General features: G+C 49.8%; 22 protein-coding genes. 6 read left to right on the top strand and 16 right to left on the bottom strand.

Annotated features, from left to right (window positions below):
• Positions 1-24 precede the first annotated feature (24 nt).
• From frsA to BUQ98_RS07655, 4 genes are all read left to right on the top strand, one after another.
• Positions 25-1,278 carry an esterase FrsA gene (frsA, locus tag BUQ98_RS07670; protein ID WP_074213224.1) on the top strand — a complete coding sequence of 418 codons (1,254 nt, stop codon included), beginning with the start codon at positions 25-27 and terminating at the stop codon, positions 1,276-1,278.
• 134 nt (positions 1,279-1,412) lie between these two features.
• Positions 1,413-1,817, top strand: a complete 405-nt coding sequence (gene crl / locus BUQ98_RS07665; RefSeq protein ID WP_074213223.1) for a sigma factor-binding protein Crl — start codon at positions 1,413-1,415, stop codon at positions 1,815-1,817.
• Between the two features lie 84 nt (positions 1,818-1,901).
• On the top strand, positions 1,902-3,056 hold the full coding sequence (proB, locus tag BUQ98_RS07660; protein ID WP_074213222.1) for a glutamate 5-kinase: 1,155 nt from the start codon (positions 1,902-1,904) through the stop codon (positions 3,054-3,056).
• A gap of 21 nt (positions 3,057-3,077) precedes the next feature.
• Positions 3,078-4,328, top strand: a complete 1,251-nt coding sequence (locus BUQ98_RS07655) for a glutamate-5-semialdehyde dehydrogenase (RefSeq protein WP_074213221.1) — start codon at positions 3,078-3,080, stop codon at positions 4,326-4,328.
• A gap of 87 nt (positions 4,329-4,415) precedes the next feature.
• Here the strand turns inward: BUQ98_RS07655 and lipA are convergent, their stop codons facing one another.
• The 12 genes from lipA to leuS all read right to left on the bottom strand — a co-directional run bounded on the left by lipA (position 4,416) and on the right by leuS (position 16,701).
• Entirely contained in the window at positions 4,416-5,381 is a 966-nt protein-coding gene (gene lipA, locus BUQ98_RS07650) for a lipoyl synthase (protein ID WP_074213220.1), read from the bottom strand.
• Entirely contained in the window at positions 5,378-6,028 is a 651-nt protein-coding gene (lipB, locus tag BUQ98_RS07645) for a lipoyl(octanoyl) transferase LipB (protein WP_139294664.1), read from the bottom strand. The genes lipA and lipB overlap by 4 nt, the downstream gene beginning before the upstream one ends.
• A gap of 84 nt (positions 6,029-6,112) precedes the next feature.
• A complete protein-coding gene (ybeD, locus tag BUQ98_RS07640; RefSeq protein ID WP_074213218.1) occupies positions 6,113-6,382 on the bottom strand; it encodes a DUF493 family protein YbeD in 270 nt (89 codons plus the stop codon).
• A gap of 130 nt (positions 6,383-6,512) precedes the next feature.
• Entirely contained in the window at positions 6,513-7,664 is a 1,152-nt protein-coding gene (locus BUQ98_RS07635; RefSeq protein WP_371515114.1) for a serine hydrolase, read from the bottom strand.
• A gap of 112 nt (positions 7,665-7,776) precedes the next feature.
• A complete protein-coding gene (locus BUQ98_RS07630) occupies positions 7,777-8,598 on the bottom strand; it encodes a septal ring lytic transglycosylase RlpA family protein (protein ID WP_074213217.1) in 822 nt (273 codons plus the stop codon).
• Between the two features lie 2 nt (positions 8,599-8,600).
• The gene (gene rodA / locus BUQ98_RS07625; RefSeq protein ID WP_074213216.1) at positions 8,601-9,719 is read right to left on the bottom strand and encodes a rod shape-determining protein RodA; all 1,119 of its coding nucleotides are present in this window, start codon (positions 9,717-9,719) and stop codon (positions 8,601-8,603) included.
• A complete protein-coding gene (mrdA, locus tag BUQ98_RS07620) occupies positions 9,716-11,596 on the bottom strand; it encodes a penicillin-binding protein 2 (protein WP_074213215.1) in 1,881 nt (626 codons plus the stop codon). The genes rodA and mrdA overlap by 4 nt, the downstream gene beginning before the upstream one ends.
• Positions 11,597-11,602: 6 nt before the next feature.
• Positions 11,603-12,073 carry a 23S rRNA (pseudouridine(1915)-N(3))-methyltransferase RlmH gene (gene rlmH / locus BUQ98_RS07615; protein WP_074213214.1) on the bottom strand — a complete coding sequence of 157 codons (471 nt, stop codon included), beginning with the start codon at positions 12,071-12,073 and terminating at the stop codon, positions 11,603-11,605.
• Between the two features lie 3 nt (positions 12,074-12,076).
• Positions 12,077-12,394: a ribosome silencing factor gene (rsfS, locus tag BUQ98_RS07610; protein ID WP_074213213.1), complete on the bottom strand. Its 318-nt coding sequence runs from the start codon at positions 12,392-12,394 to the stop codon at positions 12,077-12,079.
• A 70-nt stretch (positions 12,395-12,464) separates the two neighbouring features.
• Positions 12,465-13,487, bottom strand: coding sequence for a DNA polymerase III subunit delta (gene holA / locus BUQ98_RS07605; protein WP_074213627.1), 1,023 nt, complete (start codon positions 13,485-13,487; stop codon positions 12,465-12,467).
• Positions 13,487-14,110: an LPS-assembly lipoprotein LptE gene (gene lptE, locus BUQ98_RS07600; protein WP_083605232.1), complete on the bottom strand. Its 624-nt coding sequence runs from the start codon at positions 14,108-14,110 to the stop codon at positions 13,487-13,489. The genes holA and lptE overlap by 1 nt, the downstream gene beginning before the upstream one ends.
• A 14-nt stretch (positions 14,111-14,124) precedes the next feature.
• A complete protein-coding gene (leuS, locus tag BUQ98_RS07595) occupies positions 14,125-16,701 on the bottom strand; it encodes a leucine--tRNA ligase (RefSeq protein WP_074213212.1) in 2,577 nt (858 codons plus the stop codon).
• Positions 16,702-16,807: 106 nt separating this feature from the next.
• Here leuS and BUQ98_RS07590 point away from each other — a divergent pair, with 106 nt between their 5' ends.
• Complete coding sequence (locus BUQ98_RS07590; protein WP_074213211.1) at positions 16,808-17,293, top strand: zinc ribbon-containing protein; 486 nt, start codon at positions 16,808-16,810, stop codon at positions 17,291-17,293.
• Positions 17,294-17,337: 44 nt separating this feature from the next.
• On the opposite strand, the gene BUQ98_RS07585 is transcribed toward BUQ98_RS07590, so the two are convergent.
• From BUQ98_RS07585 to BUQ98_RS07570, 4 genes are read right to left on the bottom strand one after another with little or no spacing between them, the layout of a single operon-like run.
• The gene (locus BUQ98_RS07585; protein WP_074213210.1) at positions 17,338-17,754 is read right to left on the bottom strand and encodes a DUF2069 domain-containing protein; all 417 of its coding nucleotides are present in this window, start codon (positions 17,752-17,754) and stop codon (positions 17,338-17,340) included.
• Positions 17,755-17,790: 36 nt separating this feature from the next.
• Positions 17,791-18,381 carry an NAD(P)H:quinone oxidoreductase gene (gene wrbA, locus BUQ98_RS07580; protein WP_074213209.1) on the bottom strand — a complete coding sequence of 197 codons (591 nt, stop codon included), beginning with the start codon at positions 18,379-18,381 and terminating at the stop codon, positions 17,791-17,793.
• Positions 18,378-18,734, bottom strand: coding sequence for an arsenate reductase (glutaredoxin) (gene arsC / locus BUQ98_RS07575; protein WP_074213208.1), 357 nt, complete (start codon positions 18,732-18,734; stop codon positions 18,378-18,380). Before arsC ends, wrbA begins: the two co-directional genes overlap by 4 nt.
• Positions 18,735-18,759: 25 nt before the next feature.
• On the bottom strand, positions 18,760-20,259 hold the full coding sequence (locus BUQ98_RS07570; protein WP_074213207.1) for a beta-barrel assembly-enhancing protease: 1,500 nt from the start codon (positions 20,257-20,259) through the stop codon (positions 18,760-18,762).
• A 126-nt stretch (positions 20,260-20,385) separates the two neighbouring features.
• Between BUQ98_RS07570 and BUQ98_RS07565 the strand changes: the two genes are divergently transcribed.
• Positions 20,386-20,601 (top strand): sulfurtransferase TusA family protein, encoded by a 216-nt coding sequence (locus BUQ98_RS07565; protein ID WP_074213206.1) that lies wholly within the window; start codon positions 20,386-20,388, stop codon positions 20,599-20,601.
• Positions 20,602-20,613: the final 12 nt, after the last annotated feature.

Here is a 20,613-nt window from a genome sequence, read left to right as displayed (position 1 = left end):
GTTACAAAAAGCCTAGGAGTGGGTGTGTCCGAGAACGAATCACAAAACTTATCGGTGAAGCTATTTGCCAAACATAGGCATGCCACCGAGACATCGACATTATTTGGTGCCGTTCAACAAACCCAGCAAGCGAACTACTCGGCATTTGACGGCGATAGCGAGTCGAGTTGGTATCGTATGCGTCGTCGAGGTCAGTGGACTTGGCAGGGAGTCGACCCGGTTGAGATGGAAGCGATTTTCTCCCGTATTGCCCATTCGGATAACTCGCGTTCAGTTGATGCTTTACTGGATACGGTAGAAGGCTACCGTGCAGGTAATTGGAACTACGAATGGACGGCTGTGGGCATGCAGCATCAAAAAAAAGCACAGGCTTTATCGGATGAAGGGAAAGCTGAGCAGGCGAGTGAACAATGGCTACAAGCTTGCACCTATTTTGGGATTGCTGCTTATCCGCATCTAAAAGGGGACAGCCTAGCACTACAATCCGAAACCTTGGCGTTTAAAGCATTCGAGAAAGCGATGTCGCAACTGCCATTTACCGTGAAGACGGTAGAAACCCAATTAGATGGGAAATCATTAAAAGGGTATCTCTATTTACCCCGTACCGATGCAACGTTGCCCGTTGTGATCTTAAGTGGCAGCTTGGATAGCTTACAAACGGATCTCTGGCGTTTATTTGTTGATTATTTTGCACCGGCGGATATTGCTGTGCTTACCCTCGATATGCCATCGGTTGGCCATAGTAGTCACTGGCATTTGAACGAAGATACTAGCCGCTTACATACTGCGATGCTAGATAAGCTCGCCGATGTGCCTTGGGTCGATCACCATCGAGTCGGTACCATGGGGATCCGTTTTGGTGCCAACCCTGCGGTGCGAATGGCATTTCTAGAGCCTCATCGTGTTAAGGCGAGTGCTTCATTGGGCGGTATTGTGCATGCATTACTGACTGATGCGACACTGATGAAGAAAATGCCCCCCATGTATCTAGATACCTTAGGATCTCGTTTGGGCCGTCGCATTCCCATTGATACATTAAAGACGCGTTTACAAGCGTGGTCGTTAAAAAACCAAGGCCTACTCACCGGCCGGCGCACTGAAGTGCCAATTTTGGCGCTAAGCCTCAAAGAGGATCCGGTTTGTCCTGAATCGGATAATCAGATGATTGCGAGATATAGCCGAGGAGGAAAAGCGATCACGCTACCTAATACACCGCTACATGATGGTTACCATCGTGCACTCACGGAGACAGTGGATTGGTTTGTAGGCATGCTCTGAACGGAATGGTCGTGCGCGTTGAGCCGAAGCGTAAGGTGTGATCCATCGCCGAAAGCGGGAGATTCACGTTCACCTGATGACTAAGCGCATGATATACAGTAAACAAGGACGTTACAGTGCCACCGGAGGACACGATGAGCGATAACTTCACGCTTTCACATGGACGATTAAAAACGCGCTTTACTGCACTAGGCCCCTATTTTCGTGAGGGGTTATCGGAGCCAGATCGTTACTTTTTCGATAGCCTTTCAGTGTGCGTTGATGCCAATAAAGAGCCTGATGTACGGGAATTCTGGGGATGGTGGTTTGAATTAACGCCATCCGATCAAGGTTTCAATTATCACTATGGCTTTGGCCTTTTTGATAAAGAAGGGGTGTGGGTGGCCAAACCTATCCCCAGTGATGCACGAGAAGCGGTCGACAAAACGTTGACTCACTTTTACGCCAAGCTTTGTACCTTGGTGAACGATGATCTCTCACGAACATTATCGCCCAGCCAAACCCTCTCTGAGCCAGAACTCGCCGGTAACGAGTCATAACTGCACATTGCCTGATCCCGTCTCTTGTGAAATGTGCAAGAGATTGATAAAAGAGAGACCTAAGCTTTTGTGGATCAGGCAACCATGACAATTCAAGACGCATTTCAAGACGGTGGCCTTGCGGCTGGCGTTTCTCCTCAAACTCTCGTTGTAAAATTGGGCACCAGTGTACTGACTGGGGGATCGACACGCTTAGACCAGGCACATATGGTTGAACTCGTGCGTCAATGTGCACGGTTAAGACAGCAAGGTCACCAAGTGATTATTGTCTCATCAGCCGCGATCGCGGCAGGCCGTGAGCACCTTGGTTACCCTGTGTTAGCGGATACGGTGGCGAATAAGCAAATGCTCGCCGCGGTCGGCCAGTGCCGTTTGATCCAAACGTGGGAGCACTTATTCGGGCTGTATGGTTTTCAGGTTGGACAAATGCTACTAACGCGCGCGGATCTCGAGCATCGCGAACGCTTTCTCAACGCCCGTGATATGCTCCATGCGCTGCTGGATAATGGCATTATTCCGATTGTGAATGAGAACGATGCCGTTGCGACATCCGAAATCAAGGTGGGCGATAATGATAACTTATCTGCCTTGGTGGCGATTCTCGCTGATGCAGACAAACTCCTACTGTTAACTGACCAACCCGGCCTATTCACGGCCGATCCGCGTTCAAACCCCGATGCCGAGCTGATTCGAGAAGTACATACCATTGATGAAACTCTCCGCAAATTAGCGGGGGGCAGTGTCGGAGGTCTTGGTACCGGCGGGATGGCAACCAAGCTTCAAGCGGCTGATATTGGCCGTCGAGCCGGTGTCGAAGTGACTATTGCCGCAGGCAGTAAGCCTGAAGTGATTCAAAAGGTTACCGCAGGCGACAACGCGGGCACACGCTTTTTGCCGTTAGAAAGCCCGTTAGAAAGCCGTAAACGCTGGATCCTTGCCGGACCTCCGCCTGCGGGTGATATCGTCGTCGATGCGGGCGCTATTACTGCGGTGACGCAAAAAGGCAGTAGCCTGTTGAGCAAAGGCATCGTTGCGGTGAAAGGGACGTTTGCACGCGGCGAGGTGGTACGTATTCTGTCGGTGGAGGGGAAATGCGTCGCGCGAGGGATTTGTCGCTATACCGCCAGCGACTTGCGCCGTATTGCCGGTGCGCATAGCCAACAAATCACTGATATTCTTGGTTATGAATATGGACCAGTCGCGATGCACCGTGATGATCTTGTGGTGGTAGACAATTAAAAAAGCAAAGACGGGGACACAATGAATTTACAAAATATGGGGAAAGCGGCTAAAGAGGCTGCACATCAATTGGCTGTGACATCCACGGCCACCAAAAACCAAGCGCTAGCGATTATTGCGGATGAGCTTGATGCACAGCAAACGGTGATCTTAGCCGCCAATGAAAGTGATCTTGCCGCTGCACGGGAGGCAAAGATGGATCCAGCGATGTTGGACCGCTTAACCCTGACCCCAGAACGTTTAACCAATATGGCCAGCGATGTGAGGCAAGTGATTGCGTTGGCCGATCCTGTCGGACAAATGCTCGATCACAAGCTGCTAGAAAATGGGATGTCCTTATCAAAGCGCCGTGAACCGTTGGGCGTTATCGGGGTGATTTATGAAGCCCGTCCGAATGTCACCATTGATATCGCTGCCCTGTGTTTAAAAACCGGTAATGCGAGTATTTTACGGGGTGGAAAGGAAACGTTTGCCACCAATCAGGTTCTTGTCCAAGTGATTCAGACCGGGCTAAAAAAAGCGGGTCTCCCACATACGTCGGTTCAGTATATTGAAAAGCCCGATCGAGCATTAGTCTCAGAGCTACTGACGCTGGATGACTACGTCGATATGATTATTCCTCGTGGAGGGGCTGGGCTACATAAAATGTGCAAACAAAACAGTACCATTCCCGTGATTATCGGCGGTTTTGGGATTAGTCATCTTTACGTTGATCACAGTGCCGATTTGGCGCGCTCTCCGGATGTTATCCTCAATGCGAAGACTGATCGTCCGTCAGCCTGTAATGCGTTAGATACGTTACTTGTCCATAAAGAGGTGGCGGCACAGTTGTTTGCACGCCTGGTTGCGCCTTTTAATCAACATGGTCTACGTATTATTGCAGCATCTAGCGCACTGCCCTATCTTGATGGTGTTGAACAGTTACGTGAAGCACAAACGGGTGACTTTGATACTGAGTGGCTAGGGCCGACACTGGGTGTGGCCGTTGTCGATGATGTGGATCAGGCGCTTGCGCACATGAGGACCCATAACGCGAGTCACTCCGATGCCATACTGACCAATGATTTACAATCGGCTGAAGCCTTTATCAACGGTGCCGGGTCAGCGGCAGTGTATGTCAATGCATCAACGCGTTTTACCGATGGTGCGCAGTTTGGTCTTGGCGCTGAAGTGGCGGTATCCACTCAAAAGCTCCATGCCCGAGGCCCAATGGGTCTGGAAGAGTTGACGACCTATAAATGGGTGGGTAAAGCCGATTACTTATCGCGTTAGCCGTCCCGTGAAGGCGGGGCTAACTAGGCAAAAAGCCGCAAGCGATGCTGCGGCTTTTTGCTATCAGTAGCAGTGGGAGGATAACATTTATTTAACCTCAACCCCTTTAGCTTGCAAGTCTGCATGATAAGACGAGCGAACAAACGGGCCACAGGCTGCATGAGTAAAGCCAAGACCCAGTGCGATCTCTTTAAGCTCATCAAACTCTTCTGGCGGCACATAGCGCTCAACCGGCAAGTGGTGACGACTTGGGGCGAGATACTGTCCTAGCGTTAGCATAGTGACACCATGTGCGCGTAAGTCTTTAAGCACCTCAATAATTTCTTCTTTGGTCTCACCGAGACCCATCATCAATCCCGATTTGGTTGGTACGTTTGGGTGCATTTCTCCAAACTTTTTCAACAGATCCAATGACCATTGATAATTAGCCCCAGGCCGTGCTTTTCGGTACAAGCGTGGCGCGGTTTCTAGGTTATGGTTGAAAACATCGGGCGGATTATCTCGCAGAATCTCGAGTGCTTTATCCATTCGGCCACGGAAATCAGGGACCAAAGTTTCGATTTGAATATCAGGATTAAGCGTGCGGATTTCACGTGTGCAATCGACAAAATGCTGGGCGCCGCCATCACGTAAGTCGTCTCGGTCAACAGAGGTAATGACCACGTATCGAAGCTTCATATCCTTGATCGTTTGTGCCAAATGTTTTGGCTCTTCGCTGTCTGGTGCTACAGGTCGGCCATGGGCGACATCGCAGAATGGGCAACGACGCGTACAGATAGCGCCTAAGATCATAAAGGTCGCTGTGCCGTGGCTAAAGCACTCAGCCAAATTTGGACAGGATGCTTCCTCACACACTGAGTGGAGGTTATTTTTACGCATCGCGTCTTTGATTTCTTTGATACGCGCGGTTTCAGCTGGGAGCTTGATCTTCATCCAATCAGGCTTACGCAGCACTTCTTTTTGCTCGGTCTGCATATTTTTGACCGGGATAAGCGCCATTTTATCGGCGTCGCGGTACTTAACGCCGCGTTCCATCTGTATCGGTTTGCTCATAAATTGCTGCTTTCCGTTGTAAACTCAACCTGAGAGTAACTCAATTGTTGAGTTAAAGTGTCTACCAGCACAGGTTGTACGTCAGCGAGAGTGACATTTTCAACCTGATCGCTCAGTTGCGTCATAGCCATACCAGCGTAGCCACATGGATTGATACGCTGAAACGGTGATAAGTCCATATTGATGTTTAGTGCCAATCCATGGAATGAGCATCCGCGACGGATACGGAGCCCAAGAGAACATATTTTTGCTCCGTCAACGTAAACACCTGGCGCATCGGGGCGGGCGTTAGCGTCAACGTGAAAGTGAGCCAATGTACCGATCACAAGATCTTCAATATGGCTCACAAGCTCCCGCACACCGACTTTCTTTCGTTTGAGATTGATGAGGAAATAGACAACCAGCTGCCCGGGACCATGGTAGGTTACTTGCCCACCTCGGTCTGATTGTACGACGGGAATCTCTCCTGGGACCAGCACATGCTCGGTTTTTCCCGCTTGTCCTTGGGTAAAAACCGGATCATGTTCCACCAACCAAATCTCATCGAGCGTCTGCTCATCACGCGTGTTGGTAAAGTCGCGCATCTGTTCCCAGACATGCAGATACGGTTGGCGTCCGAGGTGTCTCACAACGAGTTGGTGCTGCAAACCCATTTCCCATATTGTTGTCGGTGACGATATTATAGAGACTGGCAGCGTGATTTAAAGCCGCCAGTCGTGTGGGTATTTGAATTAAAGAACCATGCGCACGATATCAATCTCACCCAGCTCTTTATAAAGCGTTTCAACTTGTTCAATTGAAGTGGCATTGATGGTAATCGACACTGAATGGTAGTTGCCCTTTGCGCTAGGCTTGACCGCGGGGCTGTAGTCACCCGGGGCGTGATACTGGATAACGGTCAGCACACGATCCGGTAATTCGGGTTTCGCATGGCCCACCACCTTGTAGGTGAATTGGCAAGGAAACGCCAGCAGATCTTTTAACTTTGGTTGCTCTTGCATGTTAACTCCCAATTGCATACCGGTTATGGCACGCGTTTGTGCGATTGATCACGATTAACGCGAAATACTAATCCGCCAAGAGCGAGAAAACAAGCCGCCCACCCAGTCGGGTGGACGGTGAGGGGCGGGGTTAGCCGACTAAGTTTTTGAACATCATCACAATGTAATCGATCAAACGACTAAATAGGCCGCCTTTTTCTACATCGTTGAGAGCAACCAGTGGATATTCAGCGATATCTTCATCATCCACTTGATAGAACAACTTGCCAACAACATCCCCTTTACTGATGGGCGCTTCGAGTGTTTGCTCTAACACAAAGCTGGCTTTCAGATCTTGGGCTTTGCCGCGAGGGAGGGTGACAAAGGTATCTTCTGTCAGGCCTAGCGCGACTTCATCGGTATCCCCCATCCACACTTTCTCGGTCACAAACGTTTCGTTAGCCTTGTGTGGGGCCACGGTTTCAAAAAAGCGGAAGCCGTAGTTCAGCAGTTTTTTACTCTCTGCTTTTCGGGCATTGGCGCTCTTGGTTCCCATCACGACTGAGATAAGGCGCATATCGCCTTCAGTGGCGGAGGTCACCAAGTTATAACCCGCTCCATCGGTGTGGCCTGTTTTTATCCCGTCCACATTCAGGCTTTTATCCCAGAGCAAGCCATTGCGGTTGTATTGGGTAATGCCGTTGTAGGTAAACGCTTTTTCTTTATAGATACGGTATTCATCGGGGACATCGCGGATGAGTGCTTGGCCAAGTAACGCCATGTCATACGGGGTGGTATAGAGATCTGTTGAGTCTAAGCCGTGAACATTAGAGAAGTGGGAGCTGTCCATGCCCAGCGTTTCTCCCCAGCGATTCATCAGATCAACAAAGGCGTCTTCGGACCCTGCGACGTGTTCAGCCATGGCGACGCAGGCGTCATTACCAGACTGAATGATGATACCGCGGTTAAGGTCTGCTGCTTTGACCGTCGTGCCCACCTCGATAAACATCTTTGATGAACCAGGAAAGTTTTTTGCCCAGGCATTTTCACTAATGACGACGTCATCGTCCATGGATATGTTACCACGCTCAACTTCTTGACCAATCACGTAGCTGGTCATCATCTTGGTGAGACTGGCTGGATTGAGGCGTTGATAAGCATTATTTTCTGCTAGCACTTCGCCTGAATGGTAATCCATCAGGACATAGCCTTTTGCCGCAATTTGCGGTGCATCAGGAACAACAGCTGGAGCAGCTTGCGCGGTGGCAGAGGCGAACAGAGCTGCGGAGAGCAGTGTGCGCATACGGAAAACGGTTTTATTCATCATTGTTAGTACTTTTGTCGGTTATCGATGTCGATACTGTGCCACCACTATACCAAATTGCGTATAGAGAGACAGGCTCGATTCCTTTATCTTACGGATTGTTTGTTTTCGCCTTTGTTACTGATGTATCAGTATTACTCAGTGCTTCAGTGACGATAAACGCCCCGGGTAACTGGTGCTGTTTTGCCGTGCGCATTGCTTGCTGCGCCTGATCGCGGTCGTAAAAGGGACCAAATCGGACACGGTAGACGGTATCACGATGGGCGATATGCGTAGGTAGACCATGAACCTTCGCCAATTGTTCCGCGGTTTGATTGGCTTTTAATGCATCGGAGAGTGCGACTAACTGCACGTAATAGGCGTGATGCCTTGCAGAATGCCATTCGTCTTGTGCGGGCTTCTTGGGTGAGAGGAGTCGCAATGATACTGGTGCTGTCCCTGTGTTTAACACGCCAAGTTTTTTTGCGGCGGCATAACTGAGATCAATCAAGCGCTGATTGTGGAAGGGGCCACGGTCATTGACTCGAACAATAGCCTGCTTGCCATTGTTTTGATTGGTAACCTCAACATAGCTGGGTAAAGGCAAGGTTTTGTGGGCTGCCGACATAGAATACATATCGTAAACTTCGCCATTAGACGTACGATGCCCGTGAAATTTTTCACCGTACCATGAGGCTATTCCTGCTTCCTGATAACCTTCCGGATCACGTAAAATTTGGTAGGTTTGTCCATTTAAGGTGTAATCTTTGTTGCCGGCTAGGCTAAAGGGCTCGTACCTTGGATGCGCGTCCTCTGCATGGATAATGGTCGGCACCTTCTCGGGTGCTTTGTCGCTTTGCATGTCGTAGCGCCCTTGCTGGCTGCTACATGCGCTTAACAAGACGATAGCGCTAGAAATAAGAATAACTCGCATGTTTATGCCCTGGATAACATTTTACGATGGGTATGAATGGACATCAGAATGCCAAAACCGGCCATCAGTGTGACCATTGACGTTCCGCCATAACTGATTAAGGGCAAGGGTACGCCAACCACCGGCAAAATACCGCTTACCATGCCAATATTGACAAAAACATAAACAAAAAAGCTCAGTACAATACTGCCAGCCATCATTCGGCCAAATGCGGTTTGCGCTCGGCTTGCGAGCATTAACCCGCGGCCGATAAGAAAAAGATATAGAGCGAGCAGCACACAGACACCGATCAAGCCCCACTCTTCAGCGATCACTGCAAAAATAAAGTCAGTGTGTCGTTCAGGAAGAAACTCGAGCTGCGATTGTGTGCCTTGTAACCAGCCTTTTCCCGCGATGCCTCCCGAACCTATTGCAATTTTGGATTGAATGATGTGATAGCCTGCGCCGAGCGGATCAGACTCGGGGTTAAACAAAGTCAGCACTCGTGTGCGTTGATAATCATGCATCAAGAAAAACCAGAGCACAGGAACAAAGCTGGCGAGAGCGACCACCGCGGCGGTGATGAGCTTCCAGCTTATCCCTGCTAAAAACAACACGAAAACCCCGGATGCGGCGATAAGAATTGAGGTTCCTAAATCTGGCTGCTTAGCGATCATGATCGTAGGCACAAATAGCAGCATAAGTGCGATCAATAAGCGGGAAAACTTAGGCGGAAGCGGATCCTTACTAATAAATCGAGCCAACATTAAGGGGACTGCAAGCTTAATAATTTCTGAGGGTTGAAAGGTCACAAAGCCAAGATCAAGCCAACGTTGGGCGCCTTTTGCAGTCTCGCCAACCAACAATACCGCTGCAAGTAACACGACCCCTACGGCATACAAATAAGGCGACCAAAACTCATAGTGGCGTGGCGGCACTTGAGCGAGGGCAAACATCACCGCTAACGCCAGCAGCATACGAATGGCTTGGCGCTCCATCATTACCATGCTTTGGCCACTGGCGCTGTACATGACAACTAGCCCGAAGCCCATCAGTAAGAGAACGCCTACCAACATAGGGAGGTCAAGGTGTAAACGATCAAACAAAGACCGTTTCGTGCTTACCTGAGCTAACGAACTCATTGTTTTGCCTCTTCTGTCTCTTTCTCTTTTAACAGGACATGATCAAAGATACGACGAGCGATAGGGCCGCCATTGCTAGAACCACCACCCGCATTTTCAAGCACCATAGAGACAGCGACTTCTGGGTTTTCAAAAGGAGCAAAGCCCATAAAGAGTGCATGATCTCGCAGATGCTCGGCAATTTCGTCAGCATTGTATTCTTCGTTTTCGCCTAAGCCAAAGACTTGTGCCGTGCCTGACTTTCCGCCTGACAAATACTCAGCGGAGCGAAAAGATCGTCGAGCCGTCCCTCTGCGGCCATGGTTCACCAATTGCATGCCTTTTAATCCAACATCCCAGTATTTATCTTCCACCCCTTTTATTGGCGGAAAGGGTTCGGCTTTGGGCTTATGCTCACCCGTTTCATCTCGGGTTTTCATCAACAATTTAGGTGCTTTAACGTCGCCACGATTAATCAGTACCGTCAGCGCTTTGACGATTTGCATTGGCGTGGCAGTCCAATACCCCTGACCAATGCCAACGGGAATCGTGTCGCCCTTGTACCAAGGTTGGCGGTAGCGGCTCATTTTCCACTCACGGTTAGGCATATTGGCACTGCTTTCTTCGTGAATATCAATGCCCGTATATTGGCCAAAACCGAATTTTTCCATCCACATCGACAATTTATCTATCCCCATATCGTAGGCGATCTGATAGAAAAAAGTGTCCACTGACTCTTCGATAGACTGGACGATATTCACCCGGCCGTGGCCCCATGCTCGCCAATCACGGAAGGGGCGAGTATCTGAGTTTGGGATCCGCCAGTAACCAGGGTCGTTGCGTGTCGTTTTTGTGGTGACCACACCTTCTTCAAGTGCCGAGACCGCAATGAAAGGCTTAACTGTTGATGCGGGGGGGTAAATGCCGAGAGTGGCACGATTAACCAGAGGGCGATCCTTGTTGTTCAGTAACCCTCTGTACTGTTTACCTGAAATGCCGTGTACAAACAAATTGGGATCGTAGCTTGGTGTCGATACCATCGCTAAGACTCCGGAGGTGTCAGGGTCAACCACGACCACGGCCCCTCGGCGGTCACCAAGAATACCGCGCACATAGAGCTGCAAATCGATATCCAGATTGAGGATCAAGTCTTTACCCGGTTGGGGGGGGACATACTTGAGTGTGCGAATGACCCGCCCTCGACTATTGACCTCCACTTCTTGGTAGCCGGCCTTACCGTGTAAGGTTGACTCGTAATATTTCTCAATTCCTAATTTACCGATGTCACGGGTGGCTTTGTAATTATTTAACACCTCTTTTTGTCTGAGTTTGGCAATATCGCGGTCATTGATTTTAGCCACATAGCCGAGCACGTGAGTCAGCGCATCGCCATAGGGGTAGTAACGTTTTAAGTAGGCTTTGATTTCAACCCCAGAAAACTGGTGCTGGTGGGCGGAGAAAATAGCCACTTCTTTATCGTTTAATTGGGTTTTGAGCGCAACGGCATTAAAACGGCGAGATCGACGGCGCTCTTTTTGGAAATGCGCGATATCTTTATCGCTCAGTGACAACAAGGTTTTAAGTTGTGCCAACGTCGCGGGCATATCATCGACTTGCTCGGGCGTGACTTCCAGATGATAGACAGGACGGTTTTCGGCCAGTAGTTTGCCATCACGATCATAAATGAGGCCACGATTTGGTGCGACGGGAACCACTTTGATTCGATTATCATTCGAGCGAGTCTGGTAGTCTTGATGCTCGGTCACTTGGATATGATAGAGGTTGGTGAGCAGCACACCAACAAGCGCCATAATACCGATAAAGCAGACAATAGCTCGGCGCACAAACAACGCGGCCTCGGCGCGATGGTCTCGGATTTCAACTCGTTGGCGCTTCATCTGTCGTTATTCTCGATGATAGGGATGATTGGTGGTCAAACTCCAAGCGCGATAAAGGCTTTCAGCCATAATCACACGGACCAGCGGATGAGGTAGCGTGAGGGGAGAGAGTGACCAGCTTTGCTCTGCCGCCGCCTTGCATTGAGGAGCGAGACCTTCAGGGCCACCAATTAAGATGGCCACATCTCTGCCATCAAGCTTCCATTTTTCCAGCTGGTTAGCCAATTGTGGCGTATCCCAGGCCTTGCCTGGGATATCTAAGGTAATGACACGGCTGCCACGGTTAACGGCGGCAAGCATCGCTTCTCCTTCTTTTTGCAGGATCCGGGCAATATCGGCATTTTTACCGCGCTTGCCTGCTGGCACTTCAATCAGTTCAAGTGGCATATCTTTAGGGAAGCGGCGTTGATACTCGTTAAAGCCTTGCTCCACCCACTTTGGCATTTTATTACCAACAGCGATTAACTGGATTTTCATGGCTTAGTTCCAGAGTTTTTCCAGTTGATATAGTTGGCGTTGCTCTTCTTGCATCACATGAACCATCACGTCACCAAGGTCAACCACGACCCACTCGCTATCGTCTCGGCCCTCGGTGCCCATCGTCCCGATTTTAATCGCTTGTGCTTGTTCACAAACGTGTTCGGCAATGGACGCAACATGGCGGCGTGAGTTACCCGTGCAAAGGACTAAAAAATCAGTGATACAAGATTTATCTCGTACATCTAAGGTCACGATATCGCTGGCTTTTAATTCGTCGACCTTGTCAGCGACAAATTGCTTTAGTTCGTTAGCTTGCAAAGAGAACCTCTATATATGTGTGCGCGTTTTGTTAAGTGACAGTATATCATTTGGCAGCTTTTTGGACATGCTAGTGCGCCAGAGGTTCGGGCTCCTGGCACATGAGTGCGCAAAAATAGTGCAGATCGGGCCAAGGGTCACGACTAAAGTCGGTTTTAAGTCGTATTTCTAATTGAGCGAGGTGGCGTAACAGAGCCGCCAAGCGGGGTAGGTTTAATCGCTTAAGCGCCGCGGTGATCATCGGGCGACGTGTTTGCCAAACTCGAAGTTGGTCAAAGACGATATTAAGAGGCCGACCTTGTTGCCCTTGCTCTTGAAGGGTATAGAGCTGTTTCAGTTCTCTTTGAATTAAGCGTAATAGTAGCGTGGGCTCTTCACCCTCTGCATGTAATTGCTCGACAATACGTTGCGCACGTTGCGCTTTTCCTGCGAGTAGCGCATCGGTCAGCTGGAATGGTGTAAAGTGATGGTGGCGTGAAAGCGCACTTTCAATTCGGGGCAGTGTTAAGGTGCCATCGGGGTAGAGCAACTGTAAGATTTGCAGGCTTTGAACCAGAGCAAGCAGATTTCCCTCGTGCCACTGTGCTAATAATTGCAGGGCGGGTTGATCGGGTTGTAGGTGCAATGCACGGCAGCGTTGCTCTATAAAGCGTGGAAAATGACGGGCGTCTGGGGTATGACACACCACGTACAGCGCTTTTTTCGACAGTGTGGTAAACCATTTGGCACTTTCTTGTTTTTTATTGAGCCGTTCACCTTGCACTAATAAAAGAATATCAGGATGCAGGTTGTTTGCTAGCTCGGTAAGCTGTTTGGTTTGAGCACTACTCAGACCATTTTCAGGGCAGGTTAATTCAATGATTTGCCGAGAAGAAAACAAACTGAGCGCTTGGCAGCAATCAAACACGTCTTGCCAATTCAGCTGCCCATCGATAAGGAACCGATGATGCTCTTCAAACCCTTGGGTTCGGGCTGCCTGGCAAATAGCATCCCGAGCCTCCAGCTTTAACAATGGGTCTGAGCCAAATACCAAGTAGGTTTGGCGCAGTGGCTGATTAAGCTGCTGCGCCAATTGTTCAGGGTAGGTTCTCATCATTGTGCAGTCTTTGACTCAGTTTGACGCGTTTCGATGATAACGTTTGGCTCACTAGGAGACGCTCCTTGCTCCAATTTTTTCAGCGCGGCTTGCTCTGCTTGTTGGCGCTCAAACTCCGCGATGTCGCCCTTCAGTTGAGACAGTTGGCGCATAATTTGACGGGTCGCTTCGGTGCGCATCTCTGCCACTAGTTTATCTTGCTCTACCGATTTAGCCAATGCGGTCAGTGGGTTGTCGAGAAAGTTACGGCTTAATGTGGTGTTGTAGGTATAACTGCCTTTATTCGGTACCGTGACACGATATCGCGCCACATAGCGAAATTCTTTTTCCGCGACCCGGCTGTTTTGATACAGCGACAAGGTTTGCTCGCTGTTGCTTTCACTGAGTAAATGGATATTGGCCACCTCTTTGGATGGTGACACGATTTGTACCTTGTGTTGGCGCAATACATTTCGCATTTGACGGGTCAGTTCACCGTAAGAGTCAAAGCTTGTTAATGACACCTTATTCACCTCATCGGGCAGGTTGTAGCTGCCACGCAAGGCAAACCCGCAAGACGCGATGGTCAAAGAGACCACCGCGACGAGCAGGGAGCGAAGTACAGTGTTAAACAGAGTCACTCCAGCGCTCCTTGTTAGTTAGCCACAATGTTAACCAGTTTGCCTGGCACATAAATGACTTTGCGAACCGTTTTGCCTTCGGTAAATTTCACCACGTTTTCATCGGTCATCGCTTGTGATTCAACGGACTCTTTCTCCGCGTTGGCGGCGACGGTGATCTTAGCACGAAGCTTACCGTTCACTTGCACAATGATCAGCTTCTCGTCCTCGACCATGGCGTCTTTATCGGCCTGCGGCCAAGCGGCATTGTCAATATCGCTTTCACCCAGCGAATGCCACAACGTAAAGCAAACATGCGGCGTGATAGGGTAAAGCATCACAACGACAGCTTTTAGTGCTTCATCCAATACGGCACGGTCTTGTTCACTGTCTTGTGGGGCTTTTACCAAGCGATTCATGAGCTCCATGATGGCGGCAATGGCCGTGTTAAAGGTTTGGCGACGGCCCATGTCGTCACTGACTTTAGCAATGGCTTTGTGCACATCACGTCGTAGCGCTTTTTGATCGTTGTTCAATGCCTCTACATCCAGCGCAACCACCTGTCCTTTCTGGTTATGTTCGTAGACCAGTTTCCAGACGCGGCGTAAGAAACGGTGTGAGCCTTCAACCCCTGATTCTTGCCATTCCAAGGTCATATCAGCGGGCGCAGCAAACATCATGAACAGACGCATTGTGTCGGCACCATATTTTTCCACCATTAACTGTGGATCAATGCCGTTATTTTTCGACTTCGACATCTTGGTCATGCCTGCGTGGGTGACGGTGTTCCCTTGGTTGTCGACCGCACTAACGATTTGCCCTTTGTTATCACGCTCAACGGTTACGTCGGTCGGTGATACCCACACGCGCACGCCTTTTTCGTCGGTGTAATAGAACGCATCGGCAAGTACCATGCCTTGGCATAGTAGCTGCTTAAATGGCTCATCGCTGTCGACCATGTTCTCGTCGCGCAATAGCTTATGGAAAAAGCGTGAGTATAAGAGGTGCATACATGCGTGCTCAATGCCGCCGATATACTGATCAACCGGAAGCCAATAATTGGCAGCGCTTGGATCCAGCATTTGATCCGCTTGCGGTGAGCAATAACGTGCGTAGTACCACGACGATTCCATAAAGGTATCAAAGGTATCAGTTTCACGCAGCGCAGGCTTCCCTTGGTACTGGGTTTGAGCCCATTGTTTGTCGGCTTTAATCGGGCTTTGTACGCCATCCATGACCACGTCTTCAGGCAGAATGACAGGAAGCTCTTCGGTAGGGACGGGCACGACCTCACCATCTTCGGTGTTCAGCATTGGGATCGGTGCACCCCAATAACGCTGGCGAGAGACGCCCCAGTCGCGCAAGCGGAAGTTAACCGTTTTTTTCCCTTTGCCGAGGGTTTCGAGCTTAGCGGCAATGGCATCGAAGGCTGTGTTAAAGTCTAACCCGTCAAACTCACCAGAGTTAAACAGTTTGCCTTTTTCGGTATACGCTTGTTCTGACAAATCGGGCGCATTGCCGTTTTCATCGAGGATCACCGGTTCAATGTCCAGTGCGTACTTGTGGGCAAATTCGAAGTCGCGTTGGTCATGAGCGGGTACCGCCATTACTGCGCCAGTGCCGTAATCCATCAATACAAAGTTAGCGACAAAGATAGGTACACGACGTCCGTTCAACGGATGCGTGGCATACAAACCGGTCGCCATGCCTTTTTTCTCCATGGTCGCCAGCTCTGCTTCGGCGACTTTGGTGTTACGGCATTCTTGGACGAATTCAGCGAGAGCAGGGTTGTCTTTGGCCGCGGCCTCCGCGAGAGGGTGACCGGCTGCAATCCCCACGTAAGTGACGCCCATCAGCGTATCTGGACGCGTGGTATACACGTCGAGTGCCGGATGCTCGCCTTCAACATCAAACGTCAGTTCGACACCTTCTGAGCGACCAATCCAGTTACGCTGCATGGTTTTCACCATGTCAGGCCAACCGTCCAGTTTGTCGATGTCTTGCAGTAGTTCTTCTGCATAATCAGTGATTTTAATGAACCACTGAGGGATTTCTTTTTGCTCAACAGGGGTGTCACAGCGCCAGCAGCAACCTTCGTGAACTTGCTCGTTGGCGAGTACTGTTTGATCGTGTGGGCACCAGTTCACCGACGAGGTCTTTTTATAAACCAGGCCTTTGTTGTAAAGCGTGGTGAAGAATTTTTGCTCCCAACGATAGTAATCCGGGCTGCAGGTGGCAACTTCACGGCTCCAATCGTAGCCAAACCCCAGCATTTTGAGCTGGCCTTTCATGTAATCAATGTTTTCGTAAGTCCAAGGTGCCGGGGCCGTTTTGTTTTTGATCGCGGCACCTTCGGCTGGAAGACCAAATGCATCCCAACCAATAGGCTGCATCACATTTTTGCCTTGCAGCCTTTGGTAACGGGAAATGACATCACCGATGGTGTAGTTACGGACATGCCCCATGTGCAGTCGGCCACTTGGGTAGGGAAACATAGAAAGACAGTAGAATTTTTCTTTGTTAGGGTCTTCATGAACCACAAAGGTTTTATTGTCATCCCAATGGGCTTGAACTTTTTGTTCAATATCTTGCGGGCTATATTGTTCTTGCATCGATGGCTTCCGAGATTCTGTGAGAAAGGTAAAACCTGAAAGAGAAATATCGTCATAGAATAACGAAAGGCAGAGACCGCAACAACACTTGAATCAGGACAGGGCCATGAATAAAGAGAAAGATCCCCAACAAAGTATCATCGAACGGGTCAAAGCGGCGTTAGAGAACAGTCCCGAGGCATTGTCTCACTGGGTGACATTGTCCGACCAATATCTCAAAGCCGCGGCCGATCTCACCAAGGATGAATGGGCATTGATCGAAGCGTATTTTAACCGTGATGTGAAAGCCTTTGGTGAGCAATACGATAAGGCACAGACTGAAGACATTGATAGCCAGGTGTTTAACGATCTTATCGCGAATTCGATTTGGGAACAGTTAGCGGAAATCACCGACCGCACTCAGCTCGAGTGGCGTGAAGTATTTGATGACCTCCAACACCATGGCGTGTACGAGGCCGGTGAAATTGTAGGCTTAGGGGTTTTACAGTGTGAGCAGTGCCAACATCAAACCCGTCACAGCCGAGTGGATGTGATTACCCCTTGCACCCAATGTGGGCATCGTTACTTTTCCCGTCGTCCTTACCCTGTTTAAGCCAAGCGTGATGCTTGGCTTTGTCGACGTATTTGAGCGATCCTTTAGGGGTTTGAAGGCGTGTCGTTATTACCTTCATAGCGCTGGCGCTCTTCTTTCTCCACTTGCGAGAGACGAGGTAACTTGAGGCCTTGGGATTTCCCCATCCAGCGTGCAAAAACAATGTTGCTGGCAAAGGCGCAAGTAATCAATAGCAGTTCTGCTGCCGCCAGCCATCGTTCTCCTTCATCGACGTAGAGGATGGTAAAGGCATGCAAAAAATAGAACATTAAAATAAAGTTCGCCCACGCGTGGGTAAATGCTTTGCCTTTTATGATCCCTGGCAACGGGAAGAGCAGGGGAAGGGTCCAGCCAATGGTGACGGCCCATGCATTGAGGTGAGGATGAGGTGATAAATAAGCGTGCCAAATGACAACCCAGGCAATCAGACCTAGGTTACTCAGCAACGAGAGCTTACGCATTAATGCGAGCCGAGGGTCAGTCACAATTGTATCCTTTTATCCCAGATGTTGGTGAAAGGTGTGCGCCACACGTGCCAGGCGTTGTCCTAGCGTTTTAGCGATTTGTTTTTCGTCAGCCATTAATGGCTGATGAGACTCAGCCACAGTGGATGCGCCGTAGGGCGATCCCCCTCCTTTTGTGGTGTGTAAGGCCGCTTCGCTGTGAGGAACACCCATCAGCATCATGCCATGATGGAGCAGTGGTACGGTCATTGTCAGCAGTGTGGTTTCTTGTCCACCATGAAGCATTGACCCCGCACCAAATACTGCGGCAGGTTTGTCAATCAAGGTGCCAGACAGCCACTCACTACTGGTGCTGTCAATAAATTGCTTTAATGGTGCCGCCATATTACCAAAGCGCACAGGGCTTCCGAGGGCTAAGCCATGGCAGTTCAACAAATCTTGGCGTGTCACAAAGGGGTCTTTCGCCACGGTTTCAGGCATTTTACCATCGGCATAAGCAGGTAGCTCTGGCACGGTACGCAGCACCGCTTCCACGCCCTGAGCTTCAATTCCCCGCGCAACTTGCTGGGCGAGCTTGCGGGTATTACCCGAGCGGCTGTAATAGAGTACGAGAACCTGTGTCATTGGATGAGCGCTAATACATTTTCAGGTGGGCGACCAATCACTGCTTTTTCGCCTTTAATGGCAATAGGGCGTTCCATCAATTTTGGATTATTGACCATCGCCTCTAACAGTTGCGCTTCTTCCACCGACGCGTCACCCAAATTAGCTGCCTTATAATCGGCTTCTTTGGTGCGCATCATGTCGCGAAATGACGCAACGCCCAGCTGTTGCTTCAACATGGAAAGAGCCTCAGCCGATAATGGTGAGTCTAAATATTTCACAATGTTCGGCGTGACGCCCTCAGATTCAAGCAGTTTGAGGGTTTCTCGGCTTTTTGAGCAGCGTGGGTTGTGGTACAGCGTAATAGTGGTCACAACATCTATCCTTTTTTGAAATGAATTAACGATCACTGAGCGTTTTAAAGCGTGCTTGCTTATGACGCAATTGGTCGAGTCGTGCATCATAACGTGCCTGTGTCAAGCTGCCTAACTCAGCCAGCTGAGCGGCTTGCGTATAATTACGAATGGCTTTACTCCATTGACCGCGTAAGGCATAGCGTTCCCCTTGCGCAGCTAACTCACCGTCACGATGTGCTCCCGTGCTCTCGTACGCTTGTTGTAACAAAAACCACCCATTGCTGTCATCGGCGTACTGGTGGGTATAGCGCTCTAAGGCTTTAATTGCACTGGATCCACGTTTCGCTTTGACCAGCGTATACGCATGATTAAGTAGTAATACGCGATTACTGGGTTGATGGTTTAACGCTTTTTCGAGACGAGATAAGGCCTTGTCATACTGCTTTTCACCGATATTCAGATCAGTCATTGCATCAATGAAAAATCGGTTATTGGGTTGGGCTTTGATAAGCGGTATTAATTTCTCACGTGCTTTATCAAAGCGGCGAGCGTCAATATCAAGCAGAGCCATCCCGTAGTCGAGGCTGTGTTTTTCAGCAGGTGATGCGTCTTGATAACGCCGCTCAAACCAGTCCATCGCAGAGCGGTTGGCGATGCCACTGTATCGCGCCACGATTCGCGCTCGGGCGAGCTGGTAATCTGGCGATTCAGGCACCCGCTTCTGAGGATATTGCCTTGCTCGTGCGCGCGAATCGGTGATCCGAGATACGGGCAATGGGTGAGTACTAAAATACTCAGGCATTTGGCTAGCGTAGCGGTACTCATCAGCAAGTCGAGAGAAAAATCGCGGCATGGCTTGAACATTAAAGTCAGCGCGAGCTAGCGTTTCAATGCCGATCCTATCGGCTTCCTCTTCGTTACGACGAGTGAAATTGATTTGATTTTGTATACTGCCAGCGGTGGCCGCATGGGCAGCCGCAATGCCGGCTTCGGGAGCCGCAATCGCGAGCATCAAGGAGCCAACTAGTGCCGCCACCGTAAGTGGAGACGTCTGCGCTTGCTCTTCCATACTGCGAGCCAGATGACGTTGAGTCACGTGCGCGATTTCGTGCGCCATCACCGACGCCAATTCACTTTCTGTTTTGGCATGCAAGAACAGACCTGAGTGCATGGCAACATAGCCGCCAAAAAATGCAAACGCATTGATGGCTTGATTATCGATTAAAATAAATCGAAATGGCGTGCGAACATCATTCGCGTTGGCCACGAGACGATGACCCAGTGCATTGACGTACTCACTGAGCACCGGATCGTCGATAATGGGTTTGCTGGCCCTCAGCATCCGCATATAGGCATCACCAAACTCTCTTTCTTTGGCGACAGACAGCGTACTGACGGCGGCGGTACCAATGTCGGGTAAGTCACTTTGGTATGACTCAACGCTCGCAGACACAGGCGCGCTTGCGAGGACGCCAGCGAGCGCATATGTGACTAGGCGGCGAGCCTTTTTCTTTTTCCAAGAGTCAGGTGCGCGTGGCGACATAAGCGTGATTACCTTTAAAAAGTGGGCGATACCTAAGTACAGACCGATAAAACCTGTATGGGTTTCGTTGGCGTTCTATCTAATGTCCATTACAATACTGACGATAATACCGACCGGTGAGACAGAATGGAATGTCAAACACTTGATTTACGGGAGCATGTTTGTCCAATGGCACTGATCTTAGCAAAGCGTGCCGCGGCGTCGTTACGTGAGGGAGAACAATTAGTTGTTTTACTGGGCGATCAAGGTGCGAAAGATGATATTCCAAAGTACTTCACTCGCGAAGGGTTTACCATCGCTTGGTTAGATACGCCAGCCTCGCGTTTACACGTCACCAAATAATAACGGGCCTTT

The organism is Salinivibrio sp. ES.052, assembly GCF_900141775.1.
In the GTDB taxonomy this organism is placed as follows: domain Bacteria; phylum Pseudomonadota; class Gammaproteobacteria; order Enterobacterales; family Vibrionaceae; genus Salinivibrio.
Note: the sequence above shows the minus strand (reverse complement) of the source record. Positions and strands in the feature narration are given on the sequence as shown.

Coding starts and splice junctions, on each gene's coding strand:
- crl (WP_074213223.1), top strand. CDS start 1,413: ATGAGCGATAACTTCACGCTTTCACATGGACGATTAAAAACGCGCTTT.
- proB (WP_074213222.1), top strand. CDS start 1,902: ATGACAATTCAAGACGCATTTCAAGACGGTGGCCTTGCGGCTGGCGTT.
- BUQ98_RS07655 (WP_074213221.1), top strand. CDS start 3,078: ATGAATTTACAAAATATGGGGAAAGCGGCTAAAGAGGCTGCACATCAA.
- lipA (WP_074213220.1), bottom strand. CDS start 5,381: ATGAGCAAACCGATACAGATGGAACGCGGCGTTAAGTACCGCGACGCC.
- ybeD (WP_074213218.1), bottom strand. CDS start 6,382: ATGCAAGAGCAACCAAAGTTAAAAGATCTGCTGGCGTTTCCTTGCCAA.
- BUQ98_RS07635 (WP_371515114.1), bottom strand. CDS start 7,664: ATGCGCACACTGCTCTCCGCAGCTCTGTTCGCCTCTGCCACCGCGCAA.
- BUQ98_RS07630 (WP_074213217.1), bottom strand. CDS start 8,598: ATGCGAGTTATTCTTATTTCTAGCGCTATCGTCTTGTTAAGCGCATGT.
- rodA (WP_074213216.1), bottom strand. CDS start 9,719: ATGAGTTCGTTAGCTCAGGTAAGCACGAAACGGTCTTTGTTTGATCGT.
- mrdA (WP_074213215.1), bottom strand. CDS start 11,596: ATGAAGCGCCAACGAGTTGAAATCCGAGACCATCGCGCCGAGGCCGCG.
- rlmH (WP_074213214.1), bottom strand. CDS start 12,073: ATGAAAATCCAGTTAATCGCTGTTGGTAATAAAATGCCAAAGTGGGTG.
- holA (WP_074213627.1), bottom strand. CDS start 13,487: ATGAGAACCTACCCTGAACAATTGGCGCAGCAGCTTAATCAGCCACTG.
- leuS (WP_074213212.1), bottom strand. CDS start 16,701: ATGCAAGAACAATATAGCCCGCAAGATATTGAACAAAAAGTTCAAGCC.
- BUQ98_RS07590 (WP_074213211.1), top strand. CDS start 16,808: ATGAATAAAGAGAAAGATCCCCAACAAAGTATCATCGAACGGGTCAAA.
- BUQ98_RS07585 (WP_074213210.1), bottom strand. CDS start 17,754: ATGCGTAAGCTCTCGTTGCTGAGTAACCTAGGTCTGATTGCCTGGGTT.
- wrbA (WP_074213209.1), bottom strand. CDS start 18,381: ATGACACAGGTTCTCGTACTCTATTACAGCCGCTCGGGTAATACCCGC.
- BUQ98_RS07570 (WP_074213207.1), bottom strand. CDS start 20,259: ATGTCGCCACGCGCACCTGACTCTTGGAAAAAGAAAAAGGCTCGCCGC.
- BUQ98_RS07565 (WP_074213206.1), top strand. CDS start 20,386: ATGGAATGTCAAACACTTGATTTACGGGAGCATGTTTGTCCAATGGCA.